This is a genomic window from Klebsiella sp. EMBS2024 (assembly GCF_036233805.1).
GTDB classification, from domain to species: domain Bacteria; phylum Pseudomonadota; class Gammaproteobacteria; order Enterobacterales; family Enterobacteriaceae; genus Klebsiella; species Klebsiella pneumoniae.
In genome coordinates, this window is the sequence record NZ_JAZARW010000001.1 from 404225 (window position 1) to 418955 (window position 14731).

Genomic DNA, 14731 nt, shown 5'->3' on the forward strand with positions numbered 1-14731 from the left:
GTGCTGCCCCTGGGGCTGTTTTTCTGGGGCGAACGCTGGCTGTTGGTGGCCTGGTGCGAACTGCGCAATGATTACCGCAATTTTCGCCTCGACCGTTGTCTGGAGGTCAGAAGGACCGAACGTCGATTCAGCGAGTGCGCCGACCGCTCGTTAAGCGATTTTCTGCGCAAGGTCCGGTGCGAGGTGCGGGAGAAATAAAAAAGCCCGGGCAGCAGGAGCTGCGGCCCGGGCGCTGTCTTGCTGTATCAGCAATCAGAAGTTGTAGCCGACCACGAAGTAACCACCCCAGCCGGTCGAGCGAACGCTGAACGGACCATCGCCGAAGTTCAGCTTCGCATCATCAGCCCACTGGCCGCCGTTATGGAAGTAACGGGCGACGATAGAGTAGTGCCAGTGCGCGTAGTTCAGCGCCAGGATGTGGCTGGAGGCGATAGAGTTGCTGGTGCGCGCGTGCTTCCCGTTCAGATCGTAGAAGTTGTCATCGCCGAGGTCAGAACCCCAGTCGAAGTTGGTGAAGCCGATGTAGCTCAGCGAACCGCCCCACAGGTCGGTCAGCGGCACAAAGTATTTCACTTTGAAGCGATAGCCGTCCCATTCGTTTTCGTTGGACGCGCCGTAGTTCTGCCACTGGTACTTGGCGTAGACGTTCAGCGACAGGCTCATTGGCAGGCCGGTATCGATATCGGTACCCAGACCCATATACCAGGTGCTCTGCTCCTGGGAGTCGTTGCGGCCCATATCGTAGATATAGTTGTTGGCGAAATACCATTCTTTGAACGGCCCGAAGCTCAGGTCGGTATTGGTCAGCTTATCGATAGAGAAACGCGGTTCGATCTCCATAAACAGCGGGGAACCTTTGTTCCAGATACCTTTTGCCGTGCTGTTGCCGCCGAAGAATACCGGGGCATCGATATAGCCGTAGAAATCAAACCAGTCTTTTTTGGCGAACGCTTCGTATTCCAGGTAGGTATCGTTACGGATCTGCGGTCCAAAACGGGTGTGGTAGCTGCCCACCACGTTAACACTCTGGTGCCACCAGTCAGACAGATACTGCGGTTTGTCGTTTTCTGCCGCGCCGGCGGCAAAAGTAGTGGAGAGCGCCACAACCGCACCCGCTGCCAGTAATGTTTTTTTCATAGTAATGCCACTGTTTAAATTGAGCCTGAAGGCGTTAAAAGAAGTGCCGAAGCGTTTCTAAATATTTCGTCTTTCTGTGGGGGTCTATTATAGGAATCATTGCTCACAAAAATACGTGTTGTTTCACATAACCAGAACATGCGTAATCGATTGCGTTCACGATTCTATGCATTTCTTGACAAAATGCTACTGAAAATCGCGCTGCAGAACGATTTCTAATGAACTCTTGCGAAAAGTTGTAAGTGGATAAGAAAGACGGGGCAGGACGTAGCCGGGCGGGGCAGGCCCGGCTGAAGGCTTACTGGGCGGCGGCGGGCTGGATATCATGTACGCGAATAAAACCGACTTTATCTGGCGTTACATTGAGGCGCAACGGGATATCGACATCGCTGGGGGCGAGGGTGCTGGCCGGCGCGCTAATCAGCTGATCCTGAACATTGACTTCCTGATAGCTGTGGGTGGTGCCGGTGATCTGTCCGGAAGCGACGGTGGCGGTAAAGGCCGGCAGCGGATCGTTGGATTCGCCCTGAATGCGTAAGGTCAGGCGTGACCCATCGCCATCCGGGGTAATACTGCCCACCGACATGCGCAGGGTGCCGATCTGGCTCTCCAGCCGCGCCGGGGTCTTGGCCTCCGGCAGCAGATAGACGCCGCGGGTGGATTTGGCGTTCAGTGCGTTTTGCTGGGTGATTTTGATCGTTTGCTGGTTGAGCTGGGTCATCTCCTGGCTCAGCGTACTCACGCTCTGGTGCATCTGGCGGATTTCGCTTTGCTGGGCGCAGGCGGTCAGGGTGAACAGGCAGCCCGCGATGGCGAGCTTCAGGTAACGTCTTGTCATGGTCAGGATTCCGTTTACAGAGGATGCTTAATGGTAGCCAAACCGGCCTCATCTCCCATAGATCCTTTGTCTCAAAAGCTCTTTCTTTGTAGTCCGGTCACTTCGCGGTAAACTACTCTTCAGTTTAACTACCTGTCAGGACGCGCTATGCATTGCCCTTTCTGTTTCGCCGTGGATACCAAAGTGATCGACTCTCGTCTGGTGGGGGAAGGCTCTTCCGTGCGTCGCCGTCGGCAGTGCCTGGTCTGTAACGAACGCTTTACCACCTTCGAAGTGGCGGAGCTGGTGATGCCGCGGGTGGTGAAGAGTAACGATGTGCGCGAACCCTTCAACGAAGACAAGCTGCGCAGCGGGATGCTGAAAGCGCTGGAGAAACGTCCGGTTAGCGCCGACGACGTGGAAATGGCGGTCAACCATATCAAGACTCATCTGCGCGGCACCGGCGAGCGCGAAGTGGCCAGCAAAATGATCGGCAACCTGGTGATGGAGCAGCTGAAAAAGCTGGATAAAGTCGCCTATATTCGCTTCGCGTCGGTCTATCGCAGCTTCGAAGATATTAAAGAATTCGGCGAAGAGATCGCCCGCTTACAGGACTAAGCCATGCAGGACGAAATGTACATGGCGCGTGCGCTGAAGCTTGCCGCGCGCGGTCGCTTTACTACCCATCCTAACCCTAACGTCGGCTGCGTCATTGTGAAAGACGGCGAGATCGTCGGCGAGGGGTTTCACTATCGCGCCGGCGAGCCGCATGCTGAAGTGCACGCCCTGCGCATGGCTGGCGAAAAGGCGCGCGGCGCCACCGCCTACGTCACTCTTGAGCCCTGCAGCCACCATGGCCGTACGCCGCCATGCTGCGATGCGCTGATTGCCGCCGGCGTCAGCCGCGTGGTCGCCGCGATGCAGGATCCGAACCCGCAGGTGGCAGGGCGCGGTTTGTATCGCCTGCAGCAGGCCGGCATTGAGGTCAGCCATGGGCTGATGATGAACGAAGCGGAAGCGCTGAATAAGGGCTTTCTGAAGCGGATGCGCACCGGTTTTCCCTGGGTGCAGCTGAAGCTGGGCGCCTCGCTGGACGGCCGCACGGCGATGGCCAGCGGCGAAAGCCAGTGGATCACCTCCCCGCAGGCGCGACGCGACGTGCAGCGTCTGCGCGCCCAGAGCCATGCCATCCTGACCAGCAGCGCCACCGTGCTGGCGGACGATCCGGCGCTGACCGTGCGCTGGCAGGAGCTGAGCGCCGATACCCAGGCGCTTTATCCCGAAGAGAATTTGCGCCAGCCGCTGCGCGTCGTCATCGACAGCCAGAACCGCGTCACGCCTGAGCATCGTATTGTGCAGCAGGCGGGGGAAACGCTGTTTGCCCGCCTGCGCGCCGATGAACGGCAGTGGCCGGAAAGCGCCCGCACGCTGCTGGTTCCGGAGCATAACGGCCATCTCGATCTGGTGCTGCTGATGATGCTGCTTGGCAAACAGCAGATCAACAGCGTCTGGGTTGAGGCAGGGGCTACGCTTGCCGGGGCGCTGCTGCAGGCGGGTCTGGTCGACGAGCTTATCGTCTATATTGCGCCTAAACTGTTAGGCAATGCGGCGCGTGGATTATGCGCGCTGCCGGGGCTTGAAGAGCTGAGCCAGGCCCCCCATTTTAAATTCAATGAGATACGTCAGGTTGGCCCGGATGTCTGCCTGCATTTAACCACTGCGTGAGGCTTTCCTGATTATTAGGAAGCAGCGCTCAGAATAATATGATAAAATCCGCCCCCCTTGCGGGGCACATGAACCCGAAGGAAGAGTATGAACATTATTGAAGCTAACGTTGCTACCCCGGACGCTCGCGTCGCCATCACCATTGCGCGTTTCAACAACTTTATCAATGACAGCCTGCTGGAAGGCGCGATTGACGCCCTGAAACGCATTGGTCAGGTAAAAGATGAAAACATCACCGTCGTTTGGGTTCCAGGCGCGTATGAGCTGCCGCTGGCGGCTGGCGCACTGGCGAAAACCGGTAAATATGACGCGGTGATCGCGCTGGGGACGGTGATTCGCGGCGGTACCGCCCACTTTGAATATGTGGCAGGCGGTGCCAGCAATGGCCTGGCGCATGTCGCTCAGGACAGCGAAATCCCGGTAGCCTTTGGTGTTCTGACCACTGAAAGTATTGAACAAGCCATTGAGCGCGCTGGCACCAAAGCCGGTAACAAAGGCGCAGAAGCTGCGCTGACCGCGCTGGAAATGATTAACGTATTGAAAGCCATCAAGGCCTGATTTTTGTAAGGGGAATTCCGTGAAACCTGCTGCTCGTCGCCGCGCCCGTGAGTGTGCCGTTCAGGCGCTCTACTCCTGGCAGTTGTCCCACAACGACATCGCTGATGTCGAATACCAGTTCCTGGCGGAACAGGACGTAAAAGATGTTGATGTTCTGTATTTCCGCGAACTGCTGTCCGGAGTGGCGACTAACAGCGCGTACCTCGACGGCCTGATGAAGCCCTACCTGTCCCGCCAGCTGGAAGAGCTGGGCCAGGTTGAAAAAGCGGTGCTGCGTATCGCGCTGTTTGAGCTGTCCAAACGTGATGACGTACCGTATAAAGTGGCCATCAATGAAGCTATCGAACTGGCGAAAACCTTCGGCGCTGAAGATAGCCACAAGTTCGTTAACGGCGTGCTGGACAAAGCGGCTCCGGTAATTCGTCCCCACAAGAAGTAAACTGCAGGCCGGGTTTTGCGAGGGTCGCCTCGCAGCCCGGCCTTATTTATTATTTTGCTGAGGCATAACGTATGGCATGCGGCGAATTCTCCCTGATTGCCCGTTATTTTGATCGCGTTAAAAGCGCCCGCCTTGATGTTGAAACCGGCATCGGCGATGACTGCGCGCTCCTGCATATTCCCGAGAAAAAAACGCTGGCAATCAGCACCGACACCCTGGTGGCGGGCAATCACTTCTTACCCGATATCGACCCTGCCGACCTCGCTTATAAAGCGCTGGCGGTGAACCTGAGCGACCTCGCGGCGATGGGCGCGGAACCGGCGTGGCTCACGCTGGCGCTGACCTTGCCGGAGGTGGATGAAGTCTGGCTGGAAGCCTTCAGCGACAGCCTGTTTGTCCAGCTGGACTATTACGATATGCAACTGATTGGCGGCGACACTACCCGTGGCCCGCTCTCCATGACGCTGGGTATCCACGGCTTTGTGCCGCCGGGACGCGCCATGAAACGCGCTGGCGCGAAGCCGGGGGACTGGATCTATGTTACCGGCACTCCGGGAGATAGCGCCGCCGGTCTGGCTGTACTGCAGAATCGTCTAACGGTGGATGAACCGTCTGACGCCGACTACCTGCTGGCCCGTCATCTGCGGCCGATGCCGCGCGTGCTGCAGGGCCAGGCGCTGCGTGACCTGGCGACATCGGCTATCGATCTTTCCGACGGACTGATCTCCGATCTGGGCCATATTCTTAAAGCCAGCGGCTGCGGCGCACGTATCGATCTCGATGCCATGCCGTACTCCGATGCGATGCTGCGCCAGGTTGATTCTGAGCAGGCGCTGCGCTGGGCGCTCGCCGGCGGGGAAGATTACGAGCTGTGCTTTACCGTACCGGAGCTGAACCGCGGGGCGCTGGACGTGGCTCTTGGCCATCTTGGCGCGCGTTTTACCTGTATCGGACAGATTGCGCCGGAGAGCGAAGGGCTGCAGTTTATCCGCGACGGTAAGCCGGTCGCGCTTGATTTAAAGGGATACGATCACTTTGCGTAGTCGAGACGAGGCGCTTAGCCGCCTGAGCATGCGTAATCCGTGGCATCTGCTGGCGACCGGTTTTGGCAGCGGCTTAAGCCCGGTGGTGCCGGGGACGATGGGCTCGCTGGCGGCGATCCCGTTCTGGTATCTGATGACCTTTCTCCCCTGGCAGCTTTACTCGCTGGTGGTGATGATGAGCATCTGTATCGGCGTCTATCTGTGCCATCGCACGGCCAAAGATATGGGCACCCATGACCACGGCAGCATCGTCTGGGACGAGTTCGTCGGGATGTGGATCACCCTGATGGCGCTGCCGACCCTGGACTGGCAGTGGGTGGCCGCCGGCTTCGTGATTTTCCGTATCTTCGATATGTGGAAGCCGTGGCCGATTCGCTGGTTTGATCGCAATATCCACGGCGGAATGGGGATTATGGTCGACGACATCGTCGCCGGCGTGATCTCCGCTGGCGTGCTGTACGTCATTGGCCATCACTGGCCCATCGGTCTGCTTTAACCGCCTCTCCCCGGCAACGCTACGCTGCCGGGGAAACCACGCCCTTCACTTAAATCCCACCACCGGATGCGGCTGATACGGCGCCTCCAGCTTGTCGATCTGTTCCGGGGAGAGCGTCAAATCCACCGCCTGCAGCAGATCATCGAGCTGTTCCTGACGCGACGGGCCGATAATCGGCGCGGCGACGCCGGGTTTGCTTAACAGCCAGGCGAGGGCGACCTGGGCGCGGCTGGCGTCGAGTTCTTCCGCCACGTCCGCGAGATTCCCGGCGATCTGCGCATCGTTTTCTTCACTGGCGCTGTACAGCGATTTGCCGAACTCATCTGAGACCAGCCGGGCGGTGGTCTCACCCCAGGGGCGGGTTAGCCTGCCCCGCGCCAGCGGACTCCACGGGATCACCGCTACGCCGTTACGTTGGCACAGGGGCAGCATCTCATTCTCTTCTTCCCGGTAAATCAGGTTGTAGTGATCCTGCATGGTAACGAAGCGCGCCCAGCCGTTCTGCTGCTGGAGCGCCAGCGCCTGGGCAAACTGTCGGGCATGCATGGACGAGGCGCCGATATAGCGCGCTTTGCCGGCTTTCACCACCTCGTCCAGCGCTTCGAGCGTCTCTTCAATCGGGGTGGTATAGTCCCAGCGGTGGATCTGCAGCAGGTCGACATAGTCCATCCCGAGACGGCGCAGGCTGTCGTCGATGGAGCGCAGGATCTGCGCCCGGGAAAGTCCTTCCGCCAGATCGCCGACCTGGTGATACACCTTGGTGGCGACAACCACCTCGTCACGGCGGGCAAAGTCGCGCAGGGCGCGGCCAACGATCTCTTCGCTGCTGCCGTCGGAGTAGCTATTTGCGGTATCGAAGAAGTTGATGCCGCCTTCAATGGCGTGCTGGATAAGCGGGCGGCTGCTCTCTTCCGGAAGCGTCCAGGCGTGTCTGCCGCGGTCCGGCTCGCCGAAGGTCATGCAGCCGAGGCAGAGTCGGGAAACACGTAAGGCAGTATCACCGAGGGGGATATAGTGCATAGTGCGCTCCTGCTATTCATCAAGGGTATCCCTTAAGCATAGCAGGAGCGGAAGGGGCAATTATGCCAGCCAGTCGCGGATTTTGGCTTCAATACCGGCGGCATCAAGGCCGAGGTCGGCGCGGATCTCTTCCTGAGTGCCCTGAGGAATAAAATAATCCGGCAGGCCAATATTGAGCACCGGTACCGCCCGGCGGTGGGCCATCAGCACTTCGTTCACGCCGCTGCCGGCGCCGCCCATGATGGCGTTCTCTTCCAGCGTCACCAGCGCGTCGTGCTCGCCGGCCAGCTGGAGGATCAGCGCGGTATCCAGCGGCTTCACAAAGCGCATATCCACGAGGGTGGCGTTGAGTTTGTCCGCTACCGCCGCGGCTTCCGGCAGCAGGGTGCCAAAGTTGAGAATCGCTATTTTCTCGCCCTGACGTTTCACCACCCCTTTGCCGATCGGCAGCGATGCCAGCGGCTCGAGCGTCGCACCGGTGCCGCTACCGCGCGGATAGCGCACCGCGCAGGGGCCGTCGCTGTAGTGGTAGCCGGTGTACAGCATCTGGCGGCATTCATTTTCATCGCTCGGGGTCATTACCACCATATCCGGAATACAACGCAGGAAGGAGAGATCGAACGCTCCCTGATGCGTCTGGCCGTCTGCGCCGACGATCCCGGCGCGGTCGATAGCAAATAGCACCGGCAGCTTCTGGATAGCCACATCGTGGATCACCTGATCGTAGGCTCGCTGCAGGAAGGTGGAGTAGATCGCCACCACCGGCTTGTAGTCGCCAATCGCCAGCCCGGCGGCGAAGGTGACCGCATGCTGCTCGGCAATGGCGACGTCAAAGTACCGATCGGGGAATTTCTTCGAAAACTCCACCATCCCTGAACCTTCGCGCATCGCCGGCGTGATCGCCATCAGCTTGTTGTCTTTGGCCGCCGTTTCACACAGCCAGTCGCCGAAGATTTTCGAGTAGGAAGGGAGGCCGCCGCTGCTTTTGGGCAGTACGCCGCTGGTATGGTCGAATTTTGGCACCGCATGGAAGGTGATCGGGTCTTTCTCGGCGGGCTCATAGCCGCGGCCTTTTTTGGTCATAATATGCAGGAACTGCGGGCCTTTCAGGTCGCGCATGTTCTTCAGCGTGCTGACCAGACCGAGCACGTCATGGCCATCCACCGGGCCAATGTAGTTAAAGCCCAGCTCTTCAAACAGCGTGCCCGGCACCACCATCCCTTTGATATGCTCTTCGGTACGCTTAAGCAGCTCTTTAATCGGCGGCACCCCGGAGAAGACCTTTTTGCCCCCTTCGCGCAGGGTGGAGTAGAGCTTACCGGAGAGCAGCTGCGCCAGATGATTGTTCAGCGCGCCGACGTTCTCGGAAATCGACATTTCATTGTCATTCAGCACCACCAGCAGGTCGGGTTTGATATCCCCGGCGTGGTTCATCGCCTCAAACGCCATGCCGGCGGTGATCGCCCCGTCGCCAATGACGCACACCGCGCGCCGCTGCTTATCCTCTTTCGCGGCGGCGATAGCCACCCCGATACCCGCGGAAATGGAAGTGGAGGAGTGACCGACGCTCAGCACGTCATACTCGCTTTCACCGCGCCACGGGAAGGGATGCAGGCCGCCTTTCTGACGAATGGTGCCGATTTTGTCCCGGCGACCGGTCAGAATTTTATGCGGGTAGGCCTGATGGCCGACGTCCCAGATCAGGCGATCGAACGGCGTGTTATACACGTAGTGCAGCGCCACGGTCAGTTCCACCGTGCCGAGGCCAGAGGCAAAGTGACCGCTGGAACGGCTGACGCTGTCCAGTAGATAGCGCCGCAGCTCATCACATAGCTTCGGCAGGCTCTCTTTTGGCAACAGGCGCAACTCCTGGGTGGAATCTACCAGCGCCAGGGTCGGGTATTTGGCAATATCAAAACTCATCAGAGACTCATTTTTTGTTTATTTATCGCGCTGAATAATGTAATTCGCGAGCGCTTCCAGTGCCGAAGTATCCAGAGATTGTGCGGCCAGCTCATCTAACGACCGGCGGGCATCAGCGATCAGGTCGTGCGCTTTCTTCCGGGCTTGCTCAAGACCCAGGAGGGCGGGATAGGTGCTTTTACCCAATTGCTGGTCGGCACCCTGACGTTTGCCAAGGGTCGCAGTATCCCCTACCACGTCGAGAATGTCATCCTGGACCTGGAAGGCAAGACCGATATTTTCCGCATAGCGATCCAGCGCGGGCAGGGCAGCGCGGCCGCGTTCGCCGGCGCTCAGGGCTCCCATCCGGACGGCGGCGCGGATCAGGGCGCCCGTTTTATGGCGATGGATACGCTCCAGCGCCTGTAAATCAACCTGCTGTCCCTCGGCCTGCAGATCCAGCGCCTGGCCGCCGCACATGCCCGCCACGCCGCTGGCCTGCGCCAGTTCGGAAACCATCGCCAGCCGGTCCCGGTCAGGAACGTCGACCATCGGCGCATCACTCAGTATAGAGAACGCCAGCGTTTGCAGGGCATCTCCCGCAAGAATTGCGTTGGCTTCGCCAAATTTAATATGGCAGGTCGGCAGGCCGCGGCGCAGATCGTCATCATCCATCGCCGGCAAATCATCATGCATCAGGGAGTAGGCATGAATGCATTCGACCGCCGCGGCAGGAGCATCCAGCGTGGTACGGCACACGCCGAACATCTCGCCGGTGGCGTAGACAAGGAAGGGACGCAGGCGTTTACCGCCTAACAATGCGCCATAATGCATCGCTTCCACCAGCGGAGTGTTCTGAAAGGGCTGCGGGGAGATGAAACGGCGCAGCGCTTCGTTTGCCTGTTCCACACAGGCCTGCAATTGTTGCGGGAAATCCATTTATTCAGCGTCCGGCGTAAAAGGCGTGGTCGGGGAATCTTCACTATCCGCCAGCAGGATCTGCACGCGCTGTTCGGCCTTCTGCAGCTGACTTTGCCCCTGGCGCGCCAGCTGTACGCCGCGCTCAAATTCGCTTAGCGCTTCCTCTAACGGCAAATCGCCGCTTTCCAGACGGTTAACGATCTGCTCCAGTTCGCCCAGAGCAGTTTCAAAGCTGGCCGGGGCCTCATTTTTCTTTGGCATAGTGAATGTAGACTCTTGTTATGTCGCGACGGCAATACCGGGTATGGTAACGAAGTCACGCGTGTAAGCAAATAACGCGCAATGGTGATATACTCCGCGCCCAGGATGCAGGCACCGGTGTGCGCTGCTTTACAACTTTTGCTTATAGCCCCGTCGGGCTTGCCAACGAACTATTGTCGCTATGAAGTTTATCATTAAATTGTTCCCGGAAATCACCATCAAAAGCCAATCTGTGCGGTTGCGCTTCATTAAAATCTTAACCGGGAACATTCGTAACGTTCTCAAAAACTATGATGAGACGCTGGCCGTCGTCCGTCATTGGGATCATATCGAAGTTCGCGCGAAAGATGAAAATCAGCGCCCGGCTATTCGCGATGCGCTGACCCGTATCCCCGGCATCCACCATATTCTGGAAGTCGAAGACGTGCCGTTCACCTCGCTGCACGATATTTTCGAGCAGACGCTGCCGCTGTGGCGCGAGGCGCTGGAAGGCAAAACCTTCTGCGTGCGAGTGAAGCGTCGCGGCAAACATGAATTCACCTCAATTGAAGTGGAACGTTACGTCGGCGGCGGTCTGAATCAGCATATTGAAACGGCGCGCGTGAAGCTGACCGACCCGGACGTCACCGTCAATCTCGAGATTGAAAACGATCGCCTGCTGCTGGTGAAAGGCCGCTATGAAGGCATCGGCGGTTTCCCGATCGGCACCCAGGAAGATGTGCTGTCGCTGATCTCCGGCGGCTTTGACTCCGGCGTCTCCAGCTACATGCTGATGCGCCGCGGCTGCCGCGTTCATTACTGCTTCTTTAACCTTGGCGGCGCCGCCCATGAGATTGGCGTCCGCCAGGTTGCGCATTATCTGTGGAACCGCTTCGGCAGCTCACACCGCGTTCGCTTTGTGGCGATTAACTTTGAGCCAGTAGTCGGCGAAATCCTTGAAAAAGTGGACGACGGCCAGATGGGCGTCGTGCTCAAGCGCATGATGGTCCGCGCCGCGTCAAAAGTCGCGGAACGCTATGGCGTGCAGGCGCTGGTCACCGGCGAAGCGCTCGGCCAGGTCTCCAGCCAGACCCTCACTAACCTGCGCCTGATCGATAATGTCTCCGATACTCTGATCCTGCGCCCGCTGATTTCGCACGATAAAGAGCACATCATCGACCTGGCGCGTGAGATCGGCACGGAAGATTTTGCCCGCACCATGCCGGAATATTGCGGCGTGATCTCCAAGAGCCCGACCGTGAAGGCGGTGAAGGCGAAGATTGAAGCGGAAGAAGAACACTTCGATTTCAGCATCCTTGATAAAGTGGTGGAAGAGGCGAGCAATATCGATATCCGCGAGATTGCCCAGCAGACGGAAGAGACGGTGGTGGAAGTGGAAACCGTGACCGGCTTTGGCGCCAACGACGCGATCCTCGACATTCGCTCCATCGACGAGCAGGAAGACAAGCCGCTGAAGGTCGAGGGGGTTGAAGTTGTTTCCCTGCCGTTCTACAAGCTAAGCACCAAATTTGGCGATCTCGATCAGAGCAAAACCTGGCTGCTGTGGTGCGAGCGCGGGGTGATGAGCCGTCTGCAGGCGCTTTATTTGCGCGAGCAGGGCTTCAACAACGTGAAAGTTTATCGCCCGTAACAGGTTGTTATGATGCAAAAGGCCTTCCCTAATGGAAGGCCTTTTTACTAATGGCAGGGGAGTATATTAGCGCAGGGTCAGCGCCAGGTCATTGAGCTGATCGATGACAATATTCCAGCCCTCGAAAAATCCCATCTGCTCATGCTGCTCGCGGGTTTCATCATCGGCATGCAGCACCGTAGCCGTATAGCGACACCCGACCTGTTCATCGGCAAAGGTGATGATGGCCGTCATCGCGAAGGGGGAAACGGCGGGGCGATAATCCGCCGTCAGCATCGAGGTCATGACGATTTTTTGTTGCGGGATAACCTCAAGAAAACAGCCGGGGTTATCGCTGCGTTCACCGTCAGGCCCGTGCATCACGGTGTGAAAGGCCCCGCCGGCGCGAAAATCAAAGGCCAGAACCTCGGTTTGCCAGGGCTTAGGGCACCACCAGGTTCGGAGTAATGCCGGGTCGGCCCACGCGCGCCACAGGGCTGGGGCGGGTGCGCTGAGCAGGCGGCTGATTACAAGATCGCGAGAATCGGTTGCGCTCCGGGACATGCTGCGACTCCTCAGGAAAAGGGGAGCCAGCCCGCGGCGCGGACCGGCTATCAGGCTTCGTAGTAATTATAGATGCCAGCGGCCATCACCAGCTGTGAGGCGACCTCATACGCTTTCTCGCGCCCCACCAGCAGATCGATCATTTTCAGGGCGAAATCAATCGAAGTCCCCGGACCCTGGCTGGTTAACAGATTCACCCGCGGATCCCAGACCACTCTTTTATCCTGCCACTGCTCGGCGGGGATATGTTCCTTCAGCGCCGGAAAACCGGTCATGTTGCCGATCGGGAACAGATTATGGGGTACCAGCACGGTCGCCGGGGCGGCGCAGATGGCGGCCACAATGCGCCCAGAGAGATGAAACTGGCGGACGGTTTCCACCAGTAGCGGGCTGTCGCGGAAGCACTCTGCGCCCTTGATACCGCCCGGGAGGACGATGATATCGAAATCACCATCGGCCACCTCGACCAGCGGCGCATCCGCCAGCAGTTTGACGCCGCGCGAACAGACGATGGTCAGGCTGCCGTCGCTGGCGACGCTGGCGGTGGTCACCTTTACTCCGCCGCGGACCAGCAGGTCGATAGTGGTGACCGCTTCGGTCTCTTCGCTACCAGGGGCGAGGCAAATCAGTGCCGACGCGCTCATATTCATTCTCCTTACGCTTGATCAATTCAAATAAGCGGGCGTTTTCCGGTACGGCGACGCCGTGGGCGCGGGCGCGGTTGAGCAGAAAACCGGTGATGTAGTCGATCTCTGTATGCCGCTGGGCGCGAACGTCCTGCAGCATGGAAGAGATATTTTCTGCCGTACTTTCAATTACCTGTTCGACATAAAATAGCAGGTTTTCCGCCGAGGTATGAATACCTTCGCGCTCCATCACCGCCGCCACCTCGCGACAAATGGCCGCAACTTCCTGCGTATAGTCGCGCAGATCGCCGTTTTTACACCCTTTGAGCGCGGTCAGAGGGTTAATCACGCAGTTAACCGCCAGCTTGCGCCAGATGGCCGAGTGGATATTGTTATGCCAGGCGACATCCGGCAGCACGCTCTGCAGAACTTCTGCGAGATAGCTGTAGTCCCCCTCGTAGCTTTTTGCCGGTCCGATATGCGTGGTGCCCTGGGCAACGTGGATGATGACATTCCCATCGCGCCGCGCCGCCTGGGTCGTGGAGGCCAGCAGCAACGGCTGTTTCACGCCGCGCAGCTCCTCGACGGTGCCCATGCCGTTATGTACCAGCAAAATTGGCGTGGTGTCCGGCAGGATCCCGGCCAGGTGCTTTACCGCATTCGACACCTGCCAGGCCTTTAAGGTGACGATCAGCAGCTCGCTGCTGGCGAGAAAATCGGGGTCGTTGGCCGTCAGCGATTCGTTGAACACTGAGCCATCGGTTTCAATGACGTTGACGCTACAGAATGGCTGCGGTACGCGCAGCCAGCCCTGGACTTCATGTCCCTGTTTGTACAACGCGGTCAGCCATAGTTGTCCCAGCGCACCGCATCCCAGTACGGTTACTTTCATTGTTCCTCCTCATCTGCCGCTATCCCAGGCGCTGATGGCTAAAGTCTATCTCGTCGCTTTTCGCATCGTCGGACATCACGGGGAAAATAGCGCGAGCGTTGCGTAATCAGCTAAGCTTCCGGGATAACAAGTTGAGTTATGCCGCGTTGCAGGTATTATGCAACGCAAAAGAAACGGAAGGAGAGGAAAAGATGCCATCTTTCGATATTGTCTCTGAAGTTGATCTTCAGGAAGCCCGTAACGCGGTGGACAACGCGAGCCGCGAAGTCGAGTCGCGTTTTGATTTTCGTGGCGTTGAAGCCACTTTTGAATTAAACGACGCCAACAAGACCATTAAAGTGCTGAGCGAGTCTGACTTCCAGGTGAACCAGCTGCTGGATATCCTGCGCGCCAAGCTGCTCAAGCGCGGCATTGAAGGCACCTCCCTCGACGTACCGGAAGATATCGTGCACAGCGGTAAAACCTGGTTTGTTGAAGCGAAGCTGAAGCAGGGCATTGAAAGCGCGGTGCAGAAGAAGATCGTTAAACTGATCAAAGACAGCAAGCTGAAAGTGCAGGCCCAGATTCAGGGTGAAGAGATCCGCGTGACCGGTAAGTCCCGCGACGATCTGCAGTCGGTGATGGCGCTGGTGCGCGGTGGCGATCTGGGACAGCCGTTCCAGTTCAAAAACTTCCGCGACTAAGGCGGCGGGCAGACAGCAAAAAGCGGGGAATTCCCCGC

The 14731-nt window shown here is 58.4% G+C and carries 19 protein-coding genes (1 of these 19 only partly in view); 9 read left to right on the forward strand and 10 right to left on the reverse strand.

Annotated features, from left to right (window positions below):
* Nucleotides 1–198: helix-turn-helix transcriptional regulator (locus VZP09_RS01830; RefSeq protein WP_228744175.1), on the forward strand; the 198-nt coding region annotated here is incomplete at its 5' end.
* A 54-nt stretch (nt 199–252) separates the two neighbouring features.
* On the opposite strand, the gene VZP09_RS01835 is transcribed toward VZP09_RS01830, so the two are convergent.
* Entirely contained in the window at nt 253–1137 is an 885-nt protein-coding gene (locus tag VZP09_RS01835) for a nucleoside-specific channel-forming protein Tsx (protein ID WP_002890412.1), read from the reverse strand.
* A gap of 298 nt (nt 1138–1435) precedes the next feature.
* Entirely contained in the window at nt 1436–1975 is a 540-nt protein-coding gene (locus tag VZP09_RS01840) for a DUF3251 domain-containing protein (protein ID WP_002890414.1), read from the reverse strand.
* Nucleotides 1976–2122: 147 nt separating this feature from the next.
* Here VZP09_RS01840 and nrdR point away from each other — a divergent pair, with 147 nt between their 5' ends.
* The 6 genes from nrdR (at nt 2123) to pgpA (ending at nt 6215) form a co-directional block, all read left to right on the forward strand.
* Nucleotides 2123–2572 (forward strand): transcriptional regulator NrdR, encoded by a 450-nt coding sequence (nrdR, locus tag VZP09_RS01845; protein ID WP_002890417.1) that lies wholly within the window; start codon nt 2123–2125, stop codon nt 2570–2572.
* Nucleotides 2573–2575: 3 nt separating this feature from the next.
* Nucleotides 2576–3679: a bifunctional diaminohydroxyphosphoribosylaminopyrimidine deaminase/5-amino-6-(5-phosphoribosylamino)uracil reductase RibD gene (ribD, locus tag VZP09_RS01850; RefSeq protein ID WP_004144650.1), complete on the forward strand. Its 1104-nt coding sequence runs from the start codon at nt 2576–2578 to the stop codon at nt 3677–3679.
* A gap of 87 nt (nt 3680–3766) precedes the next feature.
* The gene (gene ribH / locus VZP09_RS01855; protein WP_001021161.1) at nt 3767–4237 is read left to right on the forward strand and encodes a 6,7-dimethyl-8-ribityllumazine synthase; all 471 of its coding nucleotides are present in this window, start codon (nt 3767–3769) and stop codon (nt 4235–4237) included.
* 19 nt (nt 4238–4256) lie between these two features.
* Nucleotides 4257–4676, forward strand: coding sequence for a transcription antitermination factor NusB (nusB, locus tag VZP09_RS01860; protein ID WP_002891356.1), 420 nt, complete (start codon nt 4257–4259; stop codon nt 4674–4676).
* A gap of 71 nt (nt 4677–4747) precedes the next feature.
* Nucleotides 4748–5719: a thiamine-phosphate kinase gene (gene thiL / locus VZP09_RS01865; protein ID WP_004178737.1), complete on the forward strand. Its 972-nt coding sequence runs from the start codon at nt 4748–4750 to the stop codon at nt 5717–5719.
* Nucleotides 5712–6215: a phosphatidylglycerophosphatase A gene (gene pgpA, locus VZP09_RS01870; protein WP_004177266.1), complete on the forward strand. Its 504-nt coding sequence runs from the start codon at nt 5712–5714 to the stop codon at nt 6213–6215. The genes thiL and pgpA overlap by 8 nt, the downstream gene beginning before the upstream one ends.
* A 45-nt stretch (nt 6216–6260) precedes the next feature.
* On the opposite strand, the gene VZP09_RS01875 is transcribed toward pgpA, so the two are convergent.
* Genes VZP09_RS01875 through xseB form a run of 4 tightly spaced genes read right to left on the reverse strand, consistent with a single transcriptional unit; the run spans nt 6261 to nt 10319 of the window.
* Nucleotides 6261–7235 (reverse strand): aldo/keto reductase, encoded by a 975-nt coding sequence (locus tag VZP09_RS01875; RefSeq protein WP_004147313.1) that lies wholly within the window; start codon nt 7233–7235, stop codon nt 6261–6263.
* Nucleotides 7236–7295: 60 nt separating this feature from the next.
* Nucleotides 7296–9158 carry a 1-deoxy-D-xylulose-5-phosphate synthase gene (dxs, locus tag VZP09_RS01880; RefSeq protein ID WP_004144655.1) on the reverse strand — a complete coding sequence of 621 codons (1863 nt, stop codon included), beginning with the start codon at nt 9156–9158 and terminating at the stop codon, nt 7296–7298.
* 18 nt (nt 9159–9176) lie between these two features.
* Nucleotides 9177–10076, reverse strand: a complete 900-nt coding sequence (gene ispA, locus VZP09_RS01885; RefSeq protein ID WP_021312310.1) for a (2E,6E)-farnesyl diphosphate synthase — start codon at nt 10074–10076, stop codon at nt 9177–9179.
* Nucleotides 10077–10319 carry an exodeoxyribonuclease VII small subunit gene (gene xseB / locus VZP09_RS01890; protein WP_002891398.1) on the reverse strand — a complete coding sequence of 81 codons (243 nt, stop codon included), beginning with the start codon at nt 10317–10319 and terminating at the stop codon, nt 10077–10079.
* Nucleotides 10320–10500: 181 nt separating this feature from the next.
* Here xseB and thiI point away from each other — a divergent pair, with 181 nt between their 5' ends.
* Nucleotides 10501–11949: a tRNA uracil 4-sulfurtransferase ThiI gene (thiI, locus tag VZP09_RS01895; protein ID WP_004144657.1), complete on the forward strand. Its 1449-nt coding sequence runs from the start codon at nt 10501–10503 to the stop codon at nt 11947–11949.
* 66 nt (nt 11950–12015) lie between these two features.
* Here thiI and VZP09_RS01900 read toward each other — a convergent pair whose 3' ends face one another.
* Genes VZP09_RS01900 through panE form a run of 3 tightly spaced genes read right to left on the reverse strand, consistent with a single transcriptional unit; the run spans nt 12016 to nt 14010 of the window.
* Complete coding sequence (locus VZP09_RS01900; RefSeq protein WP_002891457.1) at nt 12016–12492, reverse strand: SRPBCC family protein; 477 nt, start codon at nt 12490–12492, stop codon at nt 12016–12018.
* Between the two features lie 50 nt (nt 12493–12542).
* Nucleotides 12543–13136: a protein deglycase YajL gene (gene yajL / locus VZP09_RS01905; RefSeq protein ID WP_004222993.1), complete on the reverse strand. Its 594-nt coding sequence runs from the start codon at nt 13134–13136 to the stop codon at nt 12543–12545.
* Complete coding sequence (gene panE, locus VZP09_RS01910; protein WP_002891462.1) at nt 13099–14010, reverse strand: 2-dehydropantoate 2-reductase; 912 nt, start codon at nt 14008–14010, stop codon at nt 13099–13101. Before panE ends, yajL begins: the two co-directional genes overlap by 38 nt.
* Before the next feature lie 191 nt (nt 14011–14201).
* Between panE and VZP09_RS01915 the strand changes: the two genes are divergently transcribed.
* On the forward strand, nt 14202–14693 hold the full coding sequence (locus VZP09_RS01915; RefSeq protein ID WP_002891465.1) for a YajQ family cyclic di-GMP-binding protein: 492 nt from the start codon (nt 14202–14204) through the stop codon (nt 14691–14693).
* Here VZP09_RS01915 and VZP09_RS01920 read toward each other — a convergent pair.
* Nucleotides 14674–14731, reverse strand: the 3' end of a protein-coding gene (locus tag VZP09_RS01920; protein WP_328794862.1) for an MFS transporter. It continues 1370 nt past the right edge of the window; 58 of the gene's 1428 nt are visible here — the last part of the coding sequence; its start codon lies beyond the right edge, outside the window — the gene reads right to left on this strand; its stop codon occupies nt 14674–14676. The two genes, VZP09_RS01915 and VZP09_RS01920, sit on opposite strands and share 20 nt — an antisense overlap.